Raw genomic sequence first — 22,920 nt, 5'->3', positions numbered from 1 at the left:
CCGCGGCGCGGCGCCCCCTGACGCCACGTCCGACCATTACATCCGCGATGTGAAGACCGCGGCCACGGCCGCGCGATCGCTCAGTCGCGCAGCAGCGGCTCGGCCAGGGCGTCGAGCTGGGCGCGGTCGAGCAGTTCCACCTCGCGCCGATCGACCAGCAGCAGCCGGTCCTGCTGGAACCGGCGCAGCACCCGGCTCACGGTTTCCGGGGCCAGGCGCAGGTAGTTGGCGATGTCGGTGCGCGCCATGGTCAGCTGGAAGCGGTTGGGCGAGAACCCGCGCGCGGCGAGCCGCCGCGACAGCCCCACCAGGAACGCCGCCATGCGCTGGTCGGCGGTCCAGTCGCCGGCCAGCAGCGCGGCACGGCCGATGTCGCGGCTGAGCAGGCGGAACAGGTGCTTCTGCAGCCCAGGCAGCTGGGTCGCCAGCACCGAGATCTTCGGGAACGAGAACCGGCACAGCATCACCGTATCCAGCGCCACCGCGTTGCACGGGTAGCGGTCGCCGTGGATGCCGTCCAGGCCGATCACCTCGCCGGGAAAATAGAACCCGAGCACGTGCTCGTGGCCGTCGCGGTCGACGGTGTAGGTCTTGACCGTGCCCGAGCGCACCGCGGCGATCGCCTCGAACGCGTCGCCCTCGCGAAACACGTGGTCGCCGGCGCGCAGCGGGCCGACGTGCTCGACCAGCATGTGCAGGTCGAGCAGGTCGGCCTTGTCCATGCCCTCGGCCATGCACGCCTGCGAGAACGCGCAGGTGGAACAGAAATGCAGCGAGTCGCCATCGTCGGCGAGGGTGCGCGCGTCCTGGCGCGGAAACGCGGTCCCGCTCACGCGCCGGTCCCCGGCGGGCTCAGATGGCGCGCGAGAACCGCGGAGTGGCGTCGGTGGCCAGTGCGGCCGGCTGGTGTAGGTATCGATCGAAGCACATCGCAATGTTACGCAGTAGCAGCCGTCCTTGCGAGGTGGCGTGGATCCGGCCAGCCGTGAGCCGCACCAGGCCATCGGCCACCAGCGGCTGCAGGCGCTCCAGCTCGGCGGCGAAATAGCTGTCGAAATCGATGGCGTAGCGCCGCTCCAGCGCCCCGACCGGGATCTCCCCCTGGCACATCAGCGCCTGGATCAGGTCTGCGCGCAGCTGGTCGTCCTCGGTCAGGCGCATCCCGCGGAACACCGGCAGCCGGCCCTCGTCCAGTGCGCGCTGCCAACTCGGCAGGTCGCGCGGGTTCTGGCTGAAGCTGTCGCCGATGTGGCTGATCGCGCTCACCCCCAGCCCCACCAGGTCGGTGTCGGCGTGGGTGGTGTAGCCCATGAAATTGCGGTGCAGGCCGCCGCGGGCCTGGGCGGTGGCCAGATCGTCGTCGGGCAGGGCGAAGTGGTCCATGCCGATGTAGACGTAACCGGCGCCGGTGAGCTTGTCGATCGCCAGCTGCAGCAGCGCCAGGCGGGTGGCGGCATCCGGCAGCTCGGAGGCATCGATCTGCTTCTGCGGCCGGAACAGCTCCGGCAGGTGCGCATAGCCGTACACCGCGAGCCGGTCGGGGCGCGCCTTCACCACCGTGTCCAGGGTCCGCCCGAAGCCTTCCAGGGTCTGCCGCGGCAGACCGTAGATGAGATCGACGTTGACCGAGCGGAAGCCGTGGTTGCGGCAGGCGGCGATGATCGCCAGGGTCTGCTCCACCGACTGGATCCGGTTGACCGCCGCCTGCACGGCCGGGTCGAAGTCCTGCACGCCGAGGCTGGCGCGGTTGAAGCCGGATGCCGCCAGCTCGCCGACGTCGGCAGGGGAGACGAAACGCGGGTCCAGCTCGATCGAGATGTCGCGCTCGGGGCTGGTCGAGAACAGGAACTGGCGGCGCAGGGTGTCCAGCACCTCGGCCAACTGCGCCGGCGAGAGGAAATTGGGCGTGCCGCCGCCGAAATGCACCTGGATCGCCTCGCGGTCGCGGTCGAACAGCGCCGCCATCGCCGCGATCTCGCGGTACAGCCGCACCAGGTAGTGCTCGCCGCGGGCCAGGTCGCGGGTGATGATGCGGTTGCAGCCGCAGTAGAAGCACGGGCTCATGCAGAACGGCACGTGCAGGTACAGCGACAGCCGTCGCGGGATCGGGTCGCCGTTGCTGGCCAGCACCGCCTCGCGCAGCTGCGCTTCGCCGAAGCCGGCGCCGAACTGCGGCGCGGTCGGATAGGAGGTGTAGCGCGGGCCGGGTCGGTCGTAGCGCTGCAGCAGGGCGGTATCGAGGGCGGGCGGATTGTGCATGCGGCCAGACTAGGGCCGCCGCGGGGCGGTGCGCCTTGACCAGAATCAATCGCCGCGCAGATGCGCGCACGGAACGCTCTTGCGCAACGGCCGTCGCGGGTCCAGCCCCAGGCCGTAGCGCAGGCTGGCGGCGATGCGCTCGGCACGGTCGCAGATGCGCGCGGCGGCGACGGGCGGCAGCACCTCGCACGCGGTTTCGCGCCACAGCGCCAGCCAGTGCGCGAAATGCTGGTCGACGATCGGGTGGGGGCGGTGCGCGGCCATCGGATTGCCGCGGTAGGCGCCGGTGCCCAGCATCACCGAACTCCAGAACGCCACCAGGGTGGCCTTGTGCGCATCCCAGTCGGACACGGCCGGAGCGAACACCGGCCCGAGCAGCGGATCGCGGCGCACCTTGTCGTAGAAGCGGTCGACCAGCCGAGTGATCTCGTCGCGGCCGGGGAGGGCGTGCTCGGTCATGCCGTGCAGGGATCCGGAAATCAAAAACGGCAGGCGGGCCGGACGCGCCGGTTCGCCTGCCGAAAGGCCGGGTGGACACCCGGCCCCGGGGAGGATGGCAGGGGGCGGACTACTGGCCCAGGCTCAGCGTGCCGCGCATGATCGCCGCGTGGCCGGGGAAGGTGCAGACGAAGGTGTAGTCTTCGCCGGCCTTGAGCTTGCCCACCGGGATCTTGACCGTGGTGGTCTGCCCGCCGCCGATCAGCGAACTGGCCGCGATCACCCGGGCGTCGCCCGGCTTGACGTAGCCATTGTCGGCGCCGGCCGCCATCCCGTCGGCATTGATGCCGTTGATATCGCTGGTCTTGCCGACCACGAAGTTGTGGCCCATCGCCACCACCGGCAGCTGGCCGGTGTGCTTCAGGGTGACCTCGAACTCCTTGCAGGACGCCGGGATGGCCAGCGCCCTGGTCGAGAACTGCATGGCATCGTTGCTTTCGACGGTGGCGCTGCAGCCGGCGGCCTGCGCCGGGGCGGAGACGAGCAGGCCGGACAGGCCGACGGCGCAGAGCAGGCCGGCGGCGGAAAGTTGACGGATCATCGGGCGACTCCAGTTGCGTGTGATTGTTCGATGGGCGCAGTGTGGCCCAGCTGCGGTCGGGGCGAATTGATCCAGATCAGGCGCGCGCCGGATGGCCGCCGCGCGGCGCAACGCGGTTCAGGAAATTCGCGGCGCGCAGCCCAGCGCCTGCAGCGGGCCGTGCAGCGCCGGGATCTGCATCAGCCACGGCGCCGCCAGGGTGAGCAGGCCCGCCGCCAGCACCAACAGGCCGGCCGCGGTGCGCCAGCGCGGCTGCTGCAGCCAGCGCCCCAGGCGTGCGCCGGACCAGGTGAGCGGCACCATCACCGGCAGCGTGCCGAGGCCGAATGCGGCCATGGTCAGCGCGCCGTTGCGCGCGTCGGCCTGCAGCCAGGCCGCGAGCAGCAGCGTGGTGCTCAGACCGCAGGGCAGCCATCCCCACAGCACCCCCAGGCCGATGCGTTTCGCGCTGGTGTCCGCCGGCAGCAGGCGCCGCTGCAGCGGTCGCAGCCGGCTCCAGGCGCCGGCTGCGGGGCGCGAAAGAAAGCCGAGGCGGCCGCGGCGATCCAGCAGCCGTGCCGCCACCACCACCAGCACCAGGCCGACCGCGGCGCGCAGCCCCCAGGCCAGCCAGTCCAGTTGCGCGGCTCGCACGATGCCGTGGCCGACGCCCCCGGCAATCGCACCGGCCAGCACGTAGCCGCCGACGCGGCCGAGGTTGGGCTCGAGCGCCGCGCGCCAGCCGCCGCCCGGGGCCATCGCCGAGAAGCCGGTGGCGATGCCGCCGCACATGGCGGCGCAGTGCGCGCCGCCCATCAGCCCGGCCAGCAGCGCCGCGCCCAGGGTGAGCCAGTCAATCGGCATCGTCGTGCCGCTGCGCGCGATCCGCCTCGGGCCCGCGGTCTTCGGGCGGCAGTGGCGCGTCGTCGTCGCCGAGAATATCGATCGCGGGCGTGTCCAGATCGTCGAACTGGCCGCGGCGCACCGCCCAGACGAACGCACCCACCGCCACCAGCACCAGCATCAGGCTCAGCGGGATCAGCAGCAACAGGATGGTCATGCGCGGGCTCCAGCCGGTGCGCGCGCCAGCCGCAGCGCATTGCCGACCACCAGCAGTGAAGACAGCGCCATGCCCAGCGCCGCCACCCAGGGGGTGACCAGGCCCGCGGCGGCCAGCGGGACCGCGACGACGTTGTAGCCGGCCGCCCACGCCAGGTTCTGACGAATCACCCGACCAGTGCGGCGCGCCACCACCACCGCTTGCGGCACCCGCGCCAGCGATCGGCCGGTCAGCACCAGGTCGGCGCTCTGCTGCGCCAGCGGAGCGCCCTCGGCGATCGCCAGCGAGATGTCGGCACCGGCCAGCACCGGCGCATCGTTGAGGCCGTCGCCGACCATCGCCACCACCCGCCCGCGGCGTTGCAGGTCGCGCGCATAGGCCAGCTTGTCTTCAGGGCTCTGCCGCGACTGCACCCGGCCGATGCCGAGCGCGCCGGCGAACGCCGCGACCGGGTCCGCCGCATCGCCGCTCGACAGGTGCACCACCAGGCCCAGGCCGCGCAGCTGCGCCACCGCCGCGGCGGCGTCGTCGCGGGGCGCCTCGCCGGTGCGGAAGCGCGCGACGGCGCGACTGCCGTCGCCCAGCCACAGCTCGCCATCCGGTCCGTCGTCCGCGGCGCTGCCCGCGGCGAAGCCGGCGCGGCCGAGGCGCCAACGGATGCCGTCGACCCACCCCTCGATGCCATGGCCGGCGACCGCCAGCACGGCGTTGGCGTGGCGGTGCTGGGGCAGCGCCGCGAACGCCTGCGCCAGCGGATGGCCGCTGTCGCGCTCGAGGGCTGCGGCGATCCCGAGCACTTCCTCGCGGTCCAGTTCCGCCAGCGCTTCCACCGAGGTCAGCACCGGCCTGCCGTCGCTGAGGGTGCCGGTCTTGTCGAAGATCAGGTCGGTGGCCGCGGCCAGCCGCTCCAGCGCGCGTTCGCCCAGTGCCAGCACGCCGAGCCGCGCCAGGGCGCCATTGGCGGTGGCCAGGGCGGCAGGCACCGCCAGCGTGAGCGCACAGGGGCAGCTGATCACCAGCAGCGCCAAGGTGACTTCGAGCGCGCGCGCCGGGTCGTAGAGGCGCCACCCCAGGTAGACCAGCAGCGCCGTGATCAGCAGTGCGAGCACGAAATGGTGAGCGATGCGTTCGCCGGCCAACGCCAGCGGCGGGCGCTGGGCCTGTGCCGCCTCGACCAGCCGGGTCAGCTGCGACAGCCGGGTCCCGCTGCCGGTCTCGACGATGCGCAGCCGCGCCGGGCGTTCGCGGCAGAGGGTGCCGGCGTACACCTGGTCGCCCGGCTGGCGCACGACCGGCGTCCACTCGCCGGTCAGCAGCGCCTCCTCGAAGCTCGCGCCGTCCAGCAGCACGCCGTCGGCGGGGACCACGCCGCCCACCGCCACGCGTGCGACGTCGCCCGGCGCCAGCGACGCCAGCGCGACCGTTTCGCGGGTGCCGTCGGCCAGTTCGCGCACCGCGAACGCCGGACGCGCCCGCGCCAGCGCATCGACCTGGGCGCTTGCGCGCGCCCGCGCGCGCTGTTCCAGCAGGCGCGCCACCAGCAGCAGAAACACGAACATCACCGCCGCGTCGTACCAGACGTGGGCGCCGCCGCGCACCGTTTCCACCACGCTGGCGCCCCAGGCCAGCAGGGTGGAGCCGGCGATCAGCACGTCCATGCCCAGGCGCCGCTGCGAAATCTCGCGCCAGGCCCCGGCGATGAACGGCCAGCCTGCATAGAACACCACCGGCGTGGACACCAGGAAGGTGACCCAGCGGAAGAAGTCGCGGGTCGCCAGCGGCATGCTGGCGGAGAAGTCGAGGTACAGCGCCTCGGCCAGCATCATCGCCTGCATCGCCCCGAGCCCGGCCACGCCGATGCGCAGCAGGTCGCGGTTGCGCTGGCGGCGGCGCTCGCGTTCGCGCGCCTCGCCGGTGGCCAGGTAGGGACGATAGCCGAGGGCCGCGAGCCGCCGCAGCGGCGCCGACAGCGCGGTGCGCGCCGGATCCCAGGTGATGCGGATGCGGCCGGTGACGGCGTTGGCGCCGGCGTCGAGCACCCCCGCCTCGCGCGCCAGCGCGCGGTCGATCAGCCAGGCGCAGGCGGCGCAGCGCATGCCGTCGGTGAGCAGGGTGATCTCGCGGCCGCCGGGCACGTCGCGGGCGTGCGCGGCCTGCACCTCGTCGCGGTCCCACAGCGAGAAGTCGGCGTCGGGGTCGATGCGGTCGGCCGGCGCGGTGCGCAGACGGTAGTAGTCGCCGAGCCGGGCCTCGCCGATCCACTGCGCGGCGGCGGCGCAGCCCTCGCAACAGAACTGCCGGCGGCGCCCGTCCAGCATGCACTCGGCCGGATCCGCCGGCAGCGCCTGGCCGCAATGGTGGCAGCCGGCAGCCGCCGCCGGCCCGGAGGCCGCCGGCGCCGCGGAGCTGCGTGGCAGGGCGATGCTCATCGTCCGGCGGCGTCGTCCTGCAGCGCCGGGTGCAGGTGCGCGGCCAGTTCGCCGCGGGCCAGCCGTCCCTGCAGGCGCCAGCGGCCGTCGGCGGCGGCCAGGCGCAGGTTCCAGTCGTGGCCGGTGTCGATCGCCGCCTCGGCGCGCCAGCCGGTCTCGGTGGGCTGGAGCAGCAGTTCGCGATCTTCGTCGGCGCGTGCCGGGTGCGCCAGGGTCAGCCGCAGCGTCTCGTCGCGCATGAAGCGGCCGCTGACCGGCAGCACTTCCACCAGGTCCCGTTCGGCGTCTATGCGCATCACCGCGCTGAGCTTCTCGCGCTGGGCCACGGCGTCGGGGGCGAGATCGGCCACCTGGACCTGCGCGGTGCGGCGCACCTGGTCCGGAATCGCGTCCGAGCCGCCGCTGCGGCTGGCGACGATCACCAGGCCGACGCCGGCGACGATGGCGATTCCCGGCAGCACGAACACCAGCCACATCACGGGATTGCGCCAGGGGGAAGGGTGCTCGGTCATTGCATCGGTCCGAAGAAGCTGCTGTCCACGGCCTCGAGCGTATCGCCCTCCACCGCCTCGACGATGAACCGCACCTCGTGGCGCCCTGCGGTGCCTGCCGGCGCAGCGACGGTGAGCGGCAGCGAGAGGACCTGCTGCGGCTGCAGCCGCACCGGAGCATCGGGCGCCGTCAGGCGCATGCCGGGGACGCCGGTTTCCAGGGAAACGCGGTAGCTGGCAGCGTCGTTGCTCTTGTTCACCAGTTTCAGGGTGTAGCCGTTCTCGATGCCGGTGGCGGCCTCCCGATAGAGCGCGTTGCGGTCGCGCAGCACCTCGGCGATCAACGGGCTGCGGTTGCCCACCCCCCAGGCCCAGGCCGCCATCACCGCCAGCAGGATCGCGCCGTATACCAGCACCCGCGGCCGCAGCACCCGGGTCGGCTTGCCGTCGATCGCGTTCTGGGTGGAGTAGCGGATCAGCCCGCGCGGGTAGCCCATGCGGTCCATGACCTCGTCGCAGGCATCGATGCAGGCGCCGCAGGCGATGCACTCGTACTGCAGGCCGTTGCGGATGTCGATGCCGGTCGGGCAGACCTGCACGCAGATGGTGCAGTCGATGCAGTCGCCGAGCTGCTCGGGCGCGAATTTCGGCAGCGGCTCCGCCTGTCCTGGGTCGAAGGTGATGGTGCCGTGCGCCTGGGCGCGGTTGTCGGCCGCGGTCGGGTGCTGCGCGGCGCGGAACACGTAGTCGTAGGCGGTGACCTTGTCGAGCAGGCCGCGGGCGCGTTCCTGCACGCCCTTGAGCAGGCCGCGCTTGCGCGGGCCGCGCGGCTCGCCGCGCATCGGGTCGTAGGCGATCAGCAGGGTGTTGCGGTCGAACATCGCGCTCTGGAAGCGCGCGTACGGGCACATGTACTTGCAGACCTGCTCGCGCAGGAAGCCGGCGTTGCCCCAGGTGGCCAGGGCGTAGAACAACACCCAGAACGTTTCCCACCCGCCCCAGGCGAACGGCACCATGCGCGCGCCCAGCTCGGTGATCGGGGTGAAGAAGCCGACGAAGGTGAAGCCGGTCCACAGCGCGAACACCAGCCACAGCAGGTGCTTGCCGCCCTTGCGCAGCAGCTTCTCGGTCGACCACGGCGCCGCGTCCAGCTTCATCCGCCGGTTGCGGTCGCCCTCGGTCCAGCGCTCCATCCACAGGAACACCTCGGTCCAGACCGTCTGCGGGCAGGCATAGCCGCACCACAGCCGGCCGGCCAGCGCGGTGAAGAAGAACAGCGCCAGCGCCGCCATGATCAGCAGCAGCGCCAGGAACAGGAAATCCTGCGGCCAGAAGGTCAGCCCGAACACGTGGAACTGCCGTGCCGGCAGGTCGAACAGCACCGCCTGGCGCCCGTCCCAGCGTAGCCACGGGAATGCGTAGAACATGCCCAGCAGCCAGACCACCGCGATCTTGCGCAGCCGGTCGAAGCGACCCGAGACCTCGCGCGGGTAGATCTTGCCCTCGCTGACGTAGAGGCTGCCGCCGCCCTCGTCGACGACCTCCAGTGGGATCCTTCCGGCCATCGTCAGCGTTCCGGCGGCAGCGCGCGGTTGAACCGGCTGGCGGGCCGCAGCAGCCACCAGGTGAACAGGCTCGACGAGGCGGTGGCGACCCAGAACGTGAAGAAGCCCAGCGTGTACCCCAGCCCGCGGGTCATCGGCAGCGACGGAAAGGTCATGTCGCGCAGCAGCAGCGGATCGACGAAGGCGAAGAACACCATCGTCGCCACGCCCGCGGCGAAGAAGCTCGGCCACAGGATCGCGCCGAGCTTCTGCGCCAGCGGGCGCGGCGGGTGGTCGTAGGCGCCCTGCGCCTCGCTCATTGCGAGTTATCCGCGGTCGCGTTCGCGGGCGGGTTGGACAGCGACCAGACCCAGGCCGCCACCAGCCGCGCGCGGGTCTCGCCCAGCAGCTCGCGGTGCGCCGGCATGATGCCGTGGCGGCCGTGCGCGATGCTGGCGAACAGCGCCTCGCTGGTGCCGCCGTAGAGCCATTGACCGTCGGTGAGGTCCGGCGCGCCCAGCGCCTGATTGCCGGTGCCGTCGGGACCGTGGCAGGCCACGCACAGCCCTTCGTACAGGGTCTTGCCGCGCGCGGCGAAATAATCGCCGCCGGCGGCGGGCTGCGACAGCGAGCGGGTGTAGGCGACGATCGCGGTCATGGCCTGCTCGCCGCCCATGCCGGTCAGTACCTTCTCCCATGGCGGCATCACGCCCTCGCGGCCGTCCAGCACGGTGGCCAGGATCTGCTCGGGCTCGCCGCCCCAGTTCCAGACCTGGTCGGTGAGGTCGGGATAGCCGGTGGCGCCGCGCGCGGTCGAGCCGTGGCAGGTGGCGCAGGTGTTGGCGAAGATCGAGCGGCCCAGGCGCATCGCATCGGGGTCGCGGGCCAGCGCCGGCAGCGGCTGGTTCGCATAGACCGCGAAGGTCTCCTCCAGGCGCGCGTCCTGGGTGGCCTTCTCGCGGTCGTGCTCGAGCTGCGAGCTCCAGCGGCCGTAGCCGGCGAACGCGCCCAGTCCCGGGTACCAGAGCAGATAGCCGATGCTGAAGACGATGGTGATGTAGAACAGGTTGATCCACCACCGCGGCAGCGGCTTGTTGTATTCGGTGATGTCGCCGTCCCAGATGTGGCTGGTCTCGGTCGGCGCGGGATCGCCGGGGCGGCGGCGCGCGGTCCACCACAGCAGCCAGACGCAACCGGCGATGTTGATCGCGACCAGGACGATCACGTACCACGACCATGCGGTGCTCATCGGCGGTCCTCCCCTTCGTCCAGGGGCAGGCGTGCGGCCTCGTCGAAGTCGCGCTTGCGGCGCGGGCTCCAGGCCCAGATCCAGCCGCCCACGAACAGCAGCAGCAGGATCGTCGTCACGATTCCGGACACCATGTCATTGCCCCCTCGGTGCGTGGCGGCCGAGGCCCTGCAGATAGGCGACCACGGCGTCGAGTTCGGTCTTGTCCGCCACTTCCGCGGCGGCCCCGGCGATCTGCTCGTCGGTGTAGGGATCGCCCAGCGTCTGCAGCGCGCGCATCCGCCGGGTCACGGTGTCGCCGTCGAGCCGCGCCGCGGCCAGCCACGGGTAGCTGGGCATGTTGGATTCGGGCACCACGTCGCGCGGGTCGATCAGGTGCACGCGGTGCCAATCGTCGGGATAGCGGCCGCCGACGCGCGCCAGGTCCGGACCGGTGCGCTTGGAGCCCCACTGGAACGGGCGGTCGTAGACCGACTCGCCGGCCAGCGAGTAGTGGCCGTACCGCTCGGTCTCGAAGCGCAGCGTGCGGACCATCTGCGAATGGCAGTTGTAGCAGCCCTCGCGCACGTAGACGTCGCGCCCGGCCAGCTGCAGCGGCGGGTAGGGCTCGACCCCGGGCAGGGGTTCGATCGCCTCGGCCTGGTACATCAGCGGCACGATCTCGGCCAGGCCGCCGAAGGACACGGCCACGGCGATCAGCACCGCCATCAGGCCGACGTTCTTCTCGATCTTCTCGTGCGGGTTGTTGCTCATGCGGCGCTCCCTGGCATCTCGCGTACGTCGCTGGGGTCGGGCGGCAGCACCGGCTGCGGCGCCGGGTTGCGCGCCATGGCGAAGGTCTTCCAGGTGTTGAGCGCCATCAGCAGCATGCCGCCCACCACCACCACGCCGCCGAGCAGGCGCACCAGGTAGTAGGGGTAGGTGGCGTTGAGCGCCTCGACGAAGCTGTAGGTCAGGGTGCCGTCGTCGTTGGTGGCGCGCCACATCAGGCCCTGCATCACCCCGGCGATCCACATCGCGGCGATGTACAGCACCACGCCGAGGGTGTGGATCCAGAAGTGCACGTCGATCCACTTGGTCGAGTACATCCCCTGCAGGCCGAGCAGCCGCGGCAGCAGCGAGTAGATCGCGCCGATCGAGATCATCGCCACCCAGCCGAGCGCGCCGGCGTGGACGTGGCCGACGGTCCAGTCGGTGTAGTGGGACAGCGAGTTGACCGTCTTGATCGACATCATCGGTCCCTCGAAGGTGGCGATCATGTAGAAGCTGATCGCGACGATGAGGAACTTCAGGATCGGGTCGGTGCGGAGCTTATGCCACACCCCCGACAGGGTCATGATGCCGTTGATCGCGCCGCCCCAGCTGGGCGCCAGCAGGATCAGCGAGAACACCATGCCCACCGACTGCGCCCAGTCCGGCAGCGCGGTGTACTGCAGGTGATGCGGGCCGGCCCACATGTACACCGCTATCAGCGCCCAGAAGTGCACGATCGAGAGGCGGTAGGAATAGATCGGCCGGCCGGCCTGCTTGGGCACGTAGTAGTACATCATCCCCAGGAAGCCGGCGGTCAGGAAGAAGCCCACCGCGTTGTGGCCGTACCACCACTGCACCATCGCGTCGACCGCACCGGTGTAGACCTGGTAGGACTTGAACATGCCCACCGGCAGCGCCAGGTTGTTGACCACGTGCAGCAGCGCGATGGTGATGATGTAGGCGGCGTAGAACCAGTTGGCCACGTAGATGTGCTTCACCCGGCGCCGGGCGATGGTGCCGAAGAACAGCCAGGCGTAGGCCAGCCAAACCACCGTGATCAGCAGGTCGATCGGCCACTCCAGTTCCGCGTATTCCTTGCTCTGGGTGATGCCCAGCGGCAGGCTGACGGCGGCGGCGACGATCACCAGCTGCCAGCCCCAGAACACGAACGCCGCCAGCTTGTCGGAGATCAGCCGCACGTGGCAGGTGCGCTGCACCACGTGCAGGCTGGTGGCGAACAGCGCGCTGCCGCCGAAGGCGAAGATCACCGCGTTGGTGTGCAGCGGCCGCAGCCGCCCATAGCTCAGCCAGGAAATCCCCTCGAACAGGGTCGGCCAGTAGAGCTGGGCGGCGATCACCACGCCCACCAGCATGCCGACGATGCCCCAGACCACCGTGGCGACGGCGAACTGGATCACCACCTTGTCGTTGTAGGTGCCGCCGGGGGCCGGGGCGGTGCGGACATCCGCGGGTTCGACCGGCGATACGAGGTTGGGCTGATGGGCCATGGGGCTGGGTTCTCCGGATCCTGTGGGCATTGTGGCGTCCGTCCGCTAGCGGCGACTTGATTACGATCAAGTTCCCGGGAGCGGGGCCGTGGCAGCGCCGCCGCTCCTGCAGGCGGCATGCCGCTCCGGCCGGGGCGCGCGGCGGTGCCCGCGTCGCGCCCGCGGCCCATCTTCGCGCAGGCCGTGGGGCTCGGCGAAGGCCGGCAACCGTGGCACAATGTTCCGCTCGCCGCGCACGTCACCCCGGCGAGGGGTGCAGGCCTGCCGGGTCGTTAGCTCAGTCGGTAGAGCATCGGACTTTTAATCCGCTGGTCGTTGGTTCGAATCCAACACGACCCACCACACCGCCGGCCGCCGAGGTGCTCGCCGGCGCGCACTCCGGAGACGACCGGGGATGCGGACCGATGACTCGTTGTTGCTGGTTCAACCAGCAGGCAGCGGCCGGCGCGCCGCGCGCGCCGCCTCGCGTTCGTTCAGTCCGGTCGCGACGGCCTGCGCCTGTTCGGAATTGGCGAAGGCCAGCGGCCAGTTCGAGCGCGGCAGATACTCGGCGCCGGCTTCGTCCCTGAGGACGTAGCCGATGCCCGGTTGCAGGTGGACGATCCAGGTCATGCCAAGTCCCGAGGCAGCGGGCGCACCCGCGCCCCGATACCCTCGACATGCAAGGGCCGCGCCAATCGCACCGGCCGTGGTGACGGCAGCGTCCGGTGCGGACGCGGCGACGGTGGTCCGCATGTGCCGGCCAGCGGCACCCGGGCCGGCAGCGCGTCCGGGGGCGGGCCGGGGGATCCGTGCCAAGTCGCTCCCCGATACTCGCTTGGTTGTCACGCATCCCCCGGCCCGCTGGAGACGGCGCGGCGATCGGGCCGGAAAGCGTGGGTCTGGCCAGGTGCAGCCGTGTGGGCTCCTGCTTTTCTGGAAGCGCCGGCGAATGTCGCTCCATCGGGTGGGGGTGGCGTCGCAACAAAGCGAGTATCGGGGAGCGACTTGCGGCGCCACCCCCACCCGATGGCCCCAGGTGCTTTCGGACCGCTCGTTCGAGCAACTGTGGACGCCGGTCGGTCGGGGCTGCCGGGAATGCGTCGGGGGGCGGGCCGGGGGATACGTGACAAGTCGCTCCCCGATACTCGCTTGGTTGTCACGCATCCCCCGGCCCGCCTGGAGACGGCGCGGCGATCGGGCCGGAAAGCGTGGGTCGCGGGCAAGGCCCGCCGCGTCGGCTCCTGCTTTTCTGGAAGCGCCGGCGAATGTCGCTCCATCGGGTGGGGGTGGCGTCGCAACAAAGCGAGTATCGGGGAGCGACTTGCGGCGCCACCCCCGCCCGATGGCCCCGGGTGCCTTCGGACCGCTCGTTCGAGCAACTGCGGACGCCGGTCGGTCGGGACTGCCGGAAATGCGTCCGGGGGCGGGCCGGGGGATCCGTGCCAAGTCGCTCCCCGATACTCGCTTGGTTGTCACGCATCCCCCGGCCCGATGGCACCGCACGCCTTCGGTCCATCGATCACCAGGCGGGACTGGTGCGAGCGGTTTTCGGGGCAGGGACCCGCTGGCCTACGCGTCGGGGCGAGCCTTGCCTCGGGCCCCGGCGTCGTGCGGGCGCTGTGTCGCCAGCATCGCGGCGATGCGGGCGTGGGCGCGGGCCAGGTCGTCGGGATGGGCCTGCGCCAGGATCCGGCCGGCAAGGGCTTCGAACTGGGGCGCGAACTGCGCGGGATGGCGCAGCTTTTCCAGCCACGTCGGCAGCATCCGCTCCAGGGCGTCGAGTTCGGCGTCGAGCTGCTCGCGCGGGATCACTGCCGCGGCCTGGGCCAGTGCAGTTCGGCGCGATGCTCGGCGCCGTCGTCGAGCAGCGCGATCCAGGTCGACGGCTGCTCGGCGCCGTCGAGCAGGAGACGCGCGGTCGCGGCGGCATGGCCGGCGGCCGGGGCATCGACGCAGACGACCTCGATCCGGTACAGGCTGCGACCGAAGCGGTAGCTCAGGCGATATCCGCGCCAGCCGGCGGGAACGCATGGCGCCAGTCGCAGCGCGTCGCCGCGACGCTCGAGACCGAGTAACGATTCGGTCAGCAGCCGGTACATCCAGCCGGCCGAGCCGGTGTACCAGGTCCAGCCGCCGCGGCCGACGTGCGGCGCCACGCCGTAGACGTCGGCCGCCATCACGTACGGTTCCACCTTGTAGCGTTCCACCGCCTCGGCGTCGCGGGCGTGGCCCACCGGGTTGATCATCCGCGCCAGCTCCCAGGCGCGCTCGCCGTCGCCCAGCCGGGCGAAGGCCATCGCCGCCCAGACCGCGGCGTGGGTGTACTGGCCGCCGTTCTCGCGCACGCCGGGGACGTAGCCGCGGATGTAGCCGGGGTCCTGGACGATGCGGTCGAACGGCGGGTCGAGCAGCTGCACCAGCCCGGCCTCGCGGCGCACCAGGTGGCGATCCAGCGCGTCCATCGCCTGACGCGCCCGCGCCGGATCGGCGACTCCGGAGAGCACCGCCCAGCTCTGCGAGATCGAATCGATGCGGCATTCCTCGTTCTGCGCCGATCCCAGCGGAGTGCCGTCGTCGAACCAGGCGCGCCGGTACCAGTCGCCGTCCCAGGCGTGGGCGTCGAGGTTGCGCGCGAGCTCCCCGCGCGCGGCCGCGCATTCCTTCGCGAACGCGTCGTCGCCGCGCGCGTGCGCCACCGCGGCGAAGCGCTGCAGCGCGGTCGCCAGGAAGAACCCCAGCCAGACGCTCTCGCCACGGCCGGCGTCGCCGACGCGGTTCATGCCGTCGTTCCAGTCGCCGGTGCCGATCAGCGGCAGGCCGCGCTCCCCGCGCAGCCGCATGCCGCGGCGCAGTGCGCGCACGCAATGCGTGTACAGCGGCTCGCGCAGCCGCGACGGCACCGGCAGGTCGTAGTACGACTCCTCGTCGGGGCTCACCAGCCGGCCCTCGATGTAGGGGGCGTGCTCGTCCAGCACCCCGGTGTCGCCGGTCGCTTCCAGGTAGCGACACACCGCCAGCGGCAGCCACAGGTAGTCGTCGGAACAGCGCGTGCGCACGCCGCGATCGCCGGGCGGGTGCCACCAGTGCAGCACGTCGCCCTGGGGGAACTGGTGCGCGGCGCTGGCCAGCAGGTGCGCGCGGGTGGTCTCCGGCGCCACGTGCACGGTGGCCATGGTGTCCTGCAGCTGGTCGCGGAAGCCGAACGCGCCGCCCGACTGGTAGTAGCCGCTGCGCGCCAGGTGCCGGCAGCCGAGGGTCTGGTACAGCAGCCAGCCGTTGGCCAGCACGTCCAGTTCCGGCTCGGGCGTCTCCACCTGCACCGTGCCCAGGATGCGCTCCCAGTGCCTGCGGACCTCGGCCAGCGCCTCGTGCGCCACGCGGGCGCCCCTGCTGCGCAGCGCCAGCCGGGACGCGTCGTCGGCATCGTCCCCCGCACCGAGCCGGAAGATCGTCTCCGACGCCTGGCCGGGGGCCAGCGTCACCGGCACCTGAAGCGCCGCGCAGGGATCGAGCGCAGCGCCGAGCCGACCGGACAGGCTGGCGTTGCGCAGCGCCGCCGGGGCGGCGAGGCTGCCGTTGCGGCCGATGAACTCGGTGCGGTCGGCGGTGAAGGCGCGCTTGCCGGTCCCGGTATCGGCATCGAGGAAGGCCACGCGCCCGCCGGATTCGGGACTGTAGGGGTTGCGCGCGGTCAGCGCGCCGCTGGCCTCGTCCACGGCGCTGACGATGTGCAGCAGCGAGTTGCGGCGCAGGTCGCCGAGCACCCACTCGACGTAGGCGGTCGCCGACAGCCGCCGCTCGCGCCCCGACAGATTGCGCAGCCTGAGTACCGAGAACTTGATCGCGTCGCGCGGGGCCACGTAGACCCACAGCTCGCTGGCGATGCCGTCCTCGACGTGGGAATACACGCTGTAGCCGAAGCCGTGGCGGGTGCGGTATTCGCCGCCGCCGCGGCAGGGCAGCGGCTGCGGCGACCAGACCAGCCCGCTCTCCTCGTCGCGCAGGTACAGCGCCTCGCCGCCGGTATCGGCCACCGGGTCGTTGTGCCAGGGGGTCAGGCGGAATCCGTGCGCGTTGCCGGCCCAGGTGTAGCCCGCGGCGCTCTCGCTGAGCACGGTGCCGAAGCGATCGTTGGCCAGTACGTTGCACCACGGCGCCGGCGTGGCGGCACCGGCGGGCAGCGCGATCAGGTATTCGCGCCCGTCGGCGGAGAACGCGCCGGTGCCGTTGTCGAGCATCACCGCGTCGGCGGCGGGGTCGAACGGCCAGGGATCGTCGTCGTCCGTCGCCACCAGCGACGGCCACGGCGGCATCGGCGCCTGCGGCGATGGCGCGGACGCAGCGGCCACGGCGGCCCGCGCGCTCCGGGCGGTCTCGGCGACCGTCCCGGCGGGGTGCAGCAGCGGTGGCGCGCGTTGCGGAGGGATGCTGCGCCCGACCTGCGCCTCCAGGGTGCCGTGCTCGTCGCCGACGATCACCCGCGCCGCGGCCTGCAGCAGGATGCGGTCCTCCTGCTGGATCTGCTGCGCCATGCGCACGAACACGCCGCCCGGCCGGTCCAGCATCCCTCCCTCGGGCCCGGTGGAGACCAGGCCGAGAATCCGCTCCTGCAGCTCCTGGCGGTAGCCGGCGTTGTCCTCGTTCCAGATCACCAGATCGACGTTGAGGCCCTTCAACCGCCAGTACGCGTGCGCCTGCACCATCTGCCGCACCAGCGCGATGTTGGCCGAGTCGGCGATGCGCACCAGCACGATCGGCAGGTCGCCGGAAATCGAGTGTCCCCACAGGCCGGACTGGCCGCGGCGATTCTGCAGCAGCACCGCGCTGTCGGCGCGCAGCAGCGGGTGGGCGTAGACGATCAGGCCGGCCAGCCGCTCGTACAGCTGCGCGTCCGCCTGCGAGGCGTTGATCTGGCGGCGCACCACCTGGCTGTGGGTCCAGGCCAGGTCGAAGACCCGGTCGGCCAGGCGCCGGTCGCGGTACTTGTCGATCAGCGCGGTGCAGCCGTCGCGCTCGCCGGCGACGCCGGTGACCAGGTCGACGATCGCGGTCTGTCCGGGCGCCAGCTCGATCCGGCAGCGGATCGCGACGATGGGATCGAGCACCGAGCCCACCGTGCCGGACAGTTCCTCGAGCGAGGCCAGCGCCGCCGGCGCGCGCACGGTGTTGCCGCGGCCGATGAAGCGCGCGCGGTCGGTCTCGTAGGAGATCGCGGCGATGTCGGCATCGTGCACCGCCGCCAGGTGGAACATCCAAGGCGTGGCGTCGGCGTGCGAGCGCGGGCGCCGCGTGGCCAGCAACGCCTGCTTGCCGGCCAGCAGCTCGGTCTGGACGAACAGGTTGCCGAAGGCCGGGTGCGCCTCGTCGGCCGCCGCCGGCGCCAGCACCACCTCGGCGTAGGTGGTGATCTCGATGGTCCGCGCGCGTCGCGAGCGGTTGGACACGCGCAGGCGGCGCAGCTCGATGTCGTCCTCGGCCGAGATCGCGATCTCCATGTGGGTGTCGAAACCCAGCCTGCGGCCGCGATACTCGGCCTTGGCGTCGGAGAAGATCGCCTCGTAGTGCTTGACCGGCACGCAGGTCGGCTGGTGCGCGGCCGACCAGAAGCCGCCGCTGCCGACGTCGCGCAGGTAGCAGAAGCTGCCCCAGTGGTCGCGGGTGGCGTCCTCGCGCCACCGCGTCACCGCCATGTCGCGCAGCCGGATGCCGCCGCCGCCGGCGGCGGTGAACAGGCCGTGGAAGCGGCCGTTGGAGAGCATCTGCACCGCCGGCCGCGAGGTATCCGGGTTGCGGAACACGCGCAGGCGGGTCTCGGACGTCTCCACCACCACGCGCGCGCCGGCCTCGGCCTCGTGGGGATGGAACACGCCGGTATGGGGCACGCGCTCCTGCAGCAGCAGCAGGGTCGCCTGGAACTGCGGATCGGCGGCGAAGCGCTTCTGCATCGGCCGCCCGCGCAGCAGGTAGGCCATCGAGAGCAGGCCCATGCCCTGGTGATGCGCCATGAACGAGCGCACCACCGCGTGGTCCTGGCCGCGCGGCACCCGCGCCGGTGTGTAGTCGATCGCCTCGTACAGGCCGAACTCGCCGCCGAAGCCCAGGCCGGCCAGGCGCTGCAGGTTCTGGCTGGCCTCTTCCGGCGCCACCATCAACGCCATCATGCTGGCGTAGGGCGCGATCACCAGGTCCTGGGCCAGTCCGCGCTTGAGCCCCAGCCCGGGGACGCCGAACGCGCGGTACTGGTAGTTCATCCGCGCATCGACCGTGTTGTAGCCGCATTCGGAGATCCCCCACGGCACGCCGCGCTGGCGCCCGTAGCCGATCTGCGCTTCGACCGCATGCCGGCTGGTCTGCGCCAGCAGGGTGTCGGGATAGCTCGGCATCACCAGCTGCGGCATCAGGTACTCGAACATCGAGCCGCTCCAGGACAGCAGCGCGGCGCGGCCGTCGACCTCGGTCAGCAGGCGCCCGAGCGCGAACCAGGTGTCCTTGGGCAGCTGGCCCTGGGCGATTGCGACGAAGCTGCCCAGCCGGGCCTCGGAGGCGAGCAGGTCGTAGTAGCCGTTGTCGAGCCGGCGCTCCTCGACGTCGTAGCCGATCGCCAGCAGGTGGCGGCTGCGGTCGTAGAGGAAGCCGTACTCCATCAGCGCGTACTGGCCGACGCGGTGCGCGAGGGCTTCCAGCTCCAGGATCCGGTCGCCGGCGCGCACCCGCGCCAGCGGGTCGCTGCTGCGGTCGCGCAGCTGGCGCAGGGTGGGAATGCCCCCCGCGGCGGCGTCGCCGGCCATCCATGGCCACGGCGCGAATGCGTCCAGCGCCGCACAGGCGGCGCGGCAAGCGCGCAGCAGCGCCTGCGGCCAGTCCGGGACGAGCGCACCTTCCTCCGCGCCCTCGTCGGCCGGGTGCGGCCACGCCGCCGCGATCGCTTCGGCCTGCAGGCCCAGGCCGACCAGAGCGCTGGAGGCTGCGGCGGCGTCGGCCGGCGGCGACGCGCGCAACGCGGCGAGCTGCGCCTGGAACGCATCGAGCAGGGCGTCCAGGCCGTCCGTGCCGTCGCCGGCCACCGGCCGCTCCTGCTCGCGCAGCACACCGAGGGTGTCGGCCAGCCCGTCGAACGTCGCCGGCGCGAGCAGCGGCGCGTCGAGCAGCCCCAGCAGGCCCTGGCGCAGGGTCAGCAGGTGTCCGGCCAGGTTGCCGCTGTCCACGGTGGAGATGTAGCGCGGCGGCAGCGGCTGCAGGGTCCGGGTGTCGTACCAGTTGTAGAAATGGCCGCGATGGCGGGCCAGGGCGTCCAGCGTGCCCAGGGTGAGGCGGGTGCGCTCCATCACCGCCTCCGCCTGCAGGTAGCCGAAGTCCCAGGCCGCGAGGTTCGCCAGCATCGACAGGCCGATGTTGGTCGGCGAGGTGCGGTGGGCGATCGCCGCCACCGGGTGCTCCTGGACGTTGTCCGGCGGCAGCCAGTGGTCCTCGGCACGCACGTGGACCTCGAAGAAGGCCCAGGTGCGCCGCGCCAGCCGGCCCAGGAAATCCAGCTGCGAAGCGGAGAGCCGCGCGCGCCGCGGCGGCGGCGTGCGGCCCAGCCAGGTCATCAGCAGCGGCGCGGCCGCCCACCAGGCCAGCAGCGGCGCGGCGACCCACAGCGCGCCCGGGTTGAGCCGTATCAGCAGCAGCGTCACCACCGCCGCGAACGCGGGTGCGACCCACATGCTGCGCAGCTCACCAAGGGCGTCGCGATCGAGATTGCGTTCGACCTCGCTCGACGGGCTCCACTGCAGCAGGCGCCGGCGGCTGAGCGTCATCCGCCACAGGCTGCGTGCCGCCGCATCGAGGCTGAACCAGGCCTCGTAGGGAAGGCAGGCGAGATTGACCAGTGCGGCCTGCAGCTGGCGGGCGGCGGCGCGGCCCACCTGCAGCAGGTGCGGTTCCAGCGCCATGTCCGGCGGCCGCGCCAGCACGTTGCGCGCCGCCGGGATCAGCACCGGCAGCAGCCACAGGCCCAGCAGCCAGGCGGTCCACGCCAGCGGCGCCGGCAGCAGCGCCCAGCCGGTCACCAGCAGCGCGGTCGCCGCCGCCGGTACCAGGCTGCGGCGCAGGTTGTCCAGCAGCTTGCCGCGCGACAGCCAGGACAGGGGATTGCGCTCGAAGCCGCCGCTGGCGCGCGGCACCCACGGCAACAGCCAGGGCAGCAGCTGCCAGTCGCCGCGGATCCAGCGGTGACGGCGCTTCACGTCGGCGGCATAGCGCGCCGGCGGATCCTCGAACAGCTGCACGTCGCTGACCAGCCCGGCGCGGGCGTAGCAGCCCTCCAGCAGGTCGTGGCTGAGGATGCTGTTGTCGGGAAAGCGGTCCGCGAGCGCGTACTCGAACGCGTCGACGTCATAGATCCCCTTGCCGACGAACGAGCCCTCGCCGAACAGGTCCTGGTAGACGTCGGACACCGTGCGCGTGTACGGATCGATGCCGGGTTCGCTGCCGAACAGGCGCGCATAGCGGGTGCTGCGCCCCGGTCCCATGCTGCTGCCGATGGCGGGCTGCAGGATCCCGTAGCCGCGCGTGACCCGGCGCCGCCGCTCGTCGAAGCGCGGGCGGTTGAGCGGATGCGCCATGGTCGCGGCGAACTCGCGCGCGGCATCGCGCGGCAGGCGGGTGTCGGTGTCCAGGGTGATCACGTAGCGGACGTTGCCGAGCATCGCCAGGTTGCCGGCGGTGCGCATGAAGTCCTGCTCGGGCGCCGCGCCGCGCAGCAGCCGGTTGAGCGCCGCCAGCTTGCCGCGCTTGCGTTCCGGGCCGATCCAGCTGCGTTCGCCCGCGTTCCAGCGCCGCGCGCGGTGCAGCAGGAAGAACCGGCCGCCGTGTTCGGGCGCGTAGCGCGCGTTGAGCCGGTCGATCTGGCGCACCGCGTGGTCGAGCACCGCCTGCTCCTCCGGGACCAGCTCGTGGTCGGCATCCAGGAAGTCGGTCAGCAGGGCGAAGTGCAGGTAGGGGTCGCGGTTGGCGAGGAAGCGCACCTCCAGCCCCTCGATCAGGCTGTCGACCGCCGCCGCGGTGCCGATCATGCTCGGCACCGCCACCAGGGTGCGCGTGGCGCGCGGCATGCCGCGCGAGAAATCCATTCGCGGCAGCGGGCGCGGCGGCACCAGCACCGTCGCCAGCCAGTTGGTCAGGGCGATGCCGAGCTCGCTGAACACCACGATCGCCAGCGCCGCCAGCAGCCACGGCAGCGCGCCGCCGGGCAGCGCGCCGTCGAACGCCGACAGCAGCCCCGAGGCGAAGAACGCCACCGCCGCGGCGATCGGCAGCAGGTAGGCCGGCAGCGGGATGGTCGCAGGCGGCGCCCGCACGGCGCGCGCGCCTTCCATCGCCGAGACCGCCGCGCACGCCAGCGCGTGGCCGTCCCCCACCAGGTAGTGGCCGACGTGGGCGCGGGTGTCGCGGGCCCGGGCGTGTTCCCGCGCCAGGTCCAGGATGGCGCGCGCCACGGCGATCTCGTCGATGCCGCTGCGGCGCGCGATCCGCTCCAGGGCATGCCGGTAGCTGTCGCGGGTGGCGAAGTCCATCAGCGCGTAGGTGCCGTGCGGGTCCTCGCGCAGGGTCCGCTCCACCACGCTCAGGTTCTCGACGAACTCGCGCCAGTCGATGGTCGCGAGCAGGCGCAGGCTGGCGATGCTGTTGCTCACCGAGACCTGGTCGGCCGCCTGCTGCTGGGTCTCGGCCTGGACCAGCGCTTCGACGGTCCGGCCGCTGTGCTCGACCCACTGCTCGATCCAGTTCATCGGCATCGCCAGAGCGACGCTGCGCCCCTGCACGCCGCGCGCGAGTTCGGCCACGAAGGCGCCGGTCACCGCGCGCTGCGAACGCGCGAGGTCGGCGACCACCAGCACCACGTCGGTCGGCCGGTGGGCGGCGGTCTCGTTGAGCAGGCGCGCCCAATCGGCGGCCTCGCGGCGCTCGGTACCGTCGTGCATCACCCGCGCCGCCATGCGTCGCAGGTTCTCGATCACCGCCAGGCGCAGCATGATCGGGATCGCCCACAGTTCGCCGATGGTCAGCGGCGCCAGCGACTGGTACGCGGCGACGAAGCGGGTCATGGCCTCGGCGTCGATGCGCCCGTCGCCGTGCGCCACCGCTTCCATCGCCAGGTGGTACACCCGCGGCACGCCCGGGCCCGAGCCGTGCGCCAGGACCGGCAGTTCGCGGCTGTAGTTGCGCGGCAGGTGGCGGCGCGCGGTGCGGACCTGCTCCTCGATCAGATAGAAGTTGTCGAGCAGCCACTCGCCCGCCGGGGTGATGCGCACCTCGTCCTGCACCATCCGCGCGAGCAGGGCGTTGGCCCGGTCGAGCAGGTCGTGGTTCTCGCGCAGTCGCGGCAGCAGCTGGTCGGGGGCCGGGTGCGCCAGCAGCACGTGGCCGCGCGCCAGGGCGCGGCCGTGGGCCTCCATCTGCTCGGCGCTGAACAGCGGCGAACGCAGCGGCTGCTCGGCCGCTGCCGGCCTGGCCGACGCGCTGCGCCCGAGGCGCCACAGGCGCCGCCGCAGGCGCAGCCAGTGGCCGAGCAGGTGCCGGGCATTGGACATCGCGAAGACGGGGCACTCGGGAGGGGGTGCCCCAGCATGCCACCGGCCGGGGT

At 72.2% G+C, this 22,920-nt stretch carries 17 protein-coding genes and 1 tRNA gene; 1 reads left to right on the top strand and 17 read right to left on the bottom strand.

Annotated elements, in window-relative coordinates:
- Nucleotides 1–80: 80 nt before the first annotated feature.
- From H0E84_RS19395 to ccoN, 14 genes are all read right to left on the bottom strand, one after another.
- The gene (locus H0E84_RS19395; RefSeq protein WP_345776356.1) at nt 81–833 is read right to left on the bottom strand and encodes a cyclic nucleotide-binding domain-containing protein; all 753 of its coding nucleotides are present in this window, start codon (nt 831–833) and stop codon (nt 81–83) included.
- A 19-nt stretch (nt 834–852) separates the two neighbouring features.
- A complete protein-coding gene (gene hemN, locus H0E84_RS19390; protein WP_180680305.1) occupies nt 853–2,259 on the bottom strand; it encodes an oxygen-independent coproporphyrinogen III oxidase in 1,407 nt (468 codons plus the stop codon).
- Nucleotides 2,260–2,304: 45 nt separating this feature from the next.
- Nucleotides 2,305–2,718, bottom strand: coding sequence for a group III truncated hemoglobin (locus tag H0E84_RS19385; protein ID WP_180680304.1), 414 nt, complete (start codon nt 2,716–2,718; stop codon nt 2,305–2,307).
- 109 nt (nt 2,719–2,827) lie between these two features.
- Nucleotides 2,828–3,298: an azurin gene (azu, locus tag H0E84_RS19380; protein WP_180680303.1), complete on the bottom strand. Its 471-nt coding sequence runs from the start codon at nt 3,296–3,298 to the stop codon at nt 2,828–2,830.
- 117 nt (nt 3,299–3,415) lie between these two features.
- Complete coding sequence (locus H0E84_RS19375) at nt 3,416–4,141, bottom strand: sulfite exporter TauE/SafE family protein (protein ID WP_180680302.1); 726 nt, start codon at nt 4,139–4,141, stop codon at nt 3,416–3,418.
- Nucleotides 4,131–4,337 carry a cbb3-type cytochrome oxidase assembly protein CcoS gene (gene ccoS / locus H0E84_RS19370; RefSeq protein WP_180680301.1) on the bottom strand — a complete coding sequence of 69 codons (207 nt, stop codon included), beginning with the start codon at nt 4,335–4,337 and terminating at the stop codon, nt 4,131–4,133. Before ccoS ends, H0E84_RS19375 begins: the two co-directional genes overlap by 11 nt.
- Entirely contained in the window at nt 4,334–6,766 is a 2,433-nt protein-coding gene (locus tag H0E84_RS19365) for a heavy metal translocating P-type ATPase (RefSeq protein WP_180680300.1), read from the bottom strand. The genes ccoS and H0E84_RS19365 overlap by 4 nt, the downstream gene beginning before the upstream one ends.
- The gene (locus H0E84_RS19360) at nt 6,763–7,278 is read right to left on the bottom strand and encodes a FixH family protein (RefSeq protein WP_180680299.1); all 516 of its coding nucleotides are present in this window, start codon (nt 7,276–7,278) and stop codon (nt 6,763–6,765) included. Before H0E84_RS19360 ends, H0E84_RS19365 begins: the two co-directional genes overlap by 4 nt.
- Nucleotides 7,275–8,822 carry a 4Fe-4S dicluster domain-containing protein gene (locus H0E84_RS19355; RefSeq protein ID WP_180680298.1) on the bottom strand — a complete coding sequence of 516 codons (1,548 nt, stop codon included), beginning with the start codon at nt 8,820–8,822 and terminating at the stop codon, nt 7,275–7,277. Before H0E84_RS19355 ends, H0E84_RS19360 begins: the two co-directional genes overlap by 4 nt.
- Before the next feature lie 2 nt (nt 8,823–8,824).
- Nucleotides 8,825–9,121 carry a hypothetical protein gene (locus tag H0E84_RS19350; RefSeq protein WP_180680297.1) on the bottom strand — a complete coding sequence of 99 codons (297 nt, stop codon included), beginning with the start codon at nt 9,119–9,121 and terminating at the stop codon, nt 8,825–8,827.
- Nucleotides 9,118–10,050 carry a cytochrome-c oxidase, cbb3-type subunit III gene (ccoP, locus tag H0E84_RS19345; protein ID WP_180680296.1) on the bottom strand — a complete coding sequence of 311 codons (933 nt, stop codon included), beginning with the start codon at nt 10,048–10,050 and terminating at the stop codon, nt 9,118–9,120. The genes H0E84_RS19350 and ccoP overlap by 4 nt, the downstream gene beginning before the upstream one ends.
- Entirely contained in the window at nt 10,047–10,184 is a 138-nt protein-coding gene (locus tag H0E84_RS19340) for a cbb3-type cytochrome oxidase subunit 3 (RefSeq protein ID WP_180680295.1), read from the bottom strand. The genes ccoP and H0E84_RS19340 overlap by 4 nt, the downstream gene beginning before the upstream one ends.
- A gap of 1 nt (nt 10,185) precedes the next feature.
- Nucleotides 10,186–10,803, bottom strand: coding sequence for a cytochrome-c oxidase, cbb3-type subunit II (ccoO, locus tag H0E84_RS19335; protein ID WP_180680294.1), 618 nt, complete (start codon nt 10,801–10,803; stop codon nt 10,186–10,188).
- Complete coding sequence (ccoN, locus tag H0E84_RS19330) at nt 10,800–12,311, bottom strand: cytochrome-c oxidase, cbb3-type subunit I (RefSeq protein ID WP_180680293.1); 1,512 nt, start codon at nt 12,309–12,311, stop codon at nt 10,800–10,802. The genes ccoO and ccoN overlap by 4 nt, the downstream gene beginning before the upstream one ends.
- Nucleotides 12,312–12,577: 266 nt before the next feature.
- On the opposite strand from ccoN, the gene H0E84_RS19325 reads away from it, so the two are divergent.
- Nucleotides 12,578–12,653: transfer RNA gene (locus H0E84_RS19325), tRNA-Lys, on the top strand.
- 81 nt (nt 12,654–12,734) lie between these two features.
- Here the strand turns inward: H0E84_RS19325 and H0E84_RS19320 are convergent.
- From H0E84_RS19320 to H0E84_RS19310, 3 genes are all read right to left on the bottom strand, one after another.
- Nucleotides 12,735–12,923 (bottom strand): hypothetical protein, encoded by a 189-nt coding sequence (locus H0E84_RS19320; RefSeq protein ID WP_180680292.1) that lies wholly within the window; start codon nt 12,921–12,923, stop codon nt 12,735–12,737.
- Nucleotides 12,924–13,862: 939 nt separating this feature from the next.
- The gene (locus H0E84_RS19315) at nt 13,863–14,105 is read right to left on the bottom strand and encodes a hypothetical protein (protein ID WP_180680291.1); all 243 of its coding nucleotides are present in this window, start codon (nt 14,103–14,105) and stop codon (nt 13,863–13,865) included.
- Nucleotides 14,102–22,867, bottom strand: a complete 8,766-nt coding sequence (locus tag H0E84_RS19310) for a glycoside hydrolase family 94 protein (protein ID WP_180680290.1) — start codon at nt 22,865–22,867, stop codon at nt 14,102–14,104. The genes H0E84_RS19315 and H0E84_RS19310 overlap by 4 nt, the downstream gene beginning before the upstream one ends.
- Nucleotides 22,868–22,920 lie beyond the last annotated feature (53 nt).

The organism is Luteimonas salinisoli, from assembly GCF_013425525.1.
GTDB lineage: Bacteria > Pseudomonadota > Gammaproteobacteria > Xanthomonadales > Xanthomonadaceae > Luteimonas > Luteimonas salinisoli.
The sequence above is the reverse complement of the archived record's forward strand: the minus strand, read 5'-3'. Positions and strand labels throughout refer to the sequence as shown.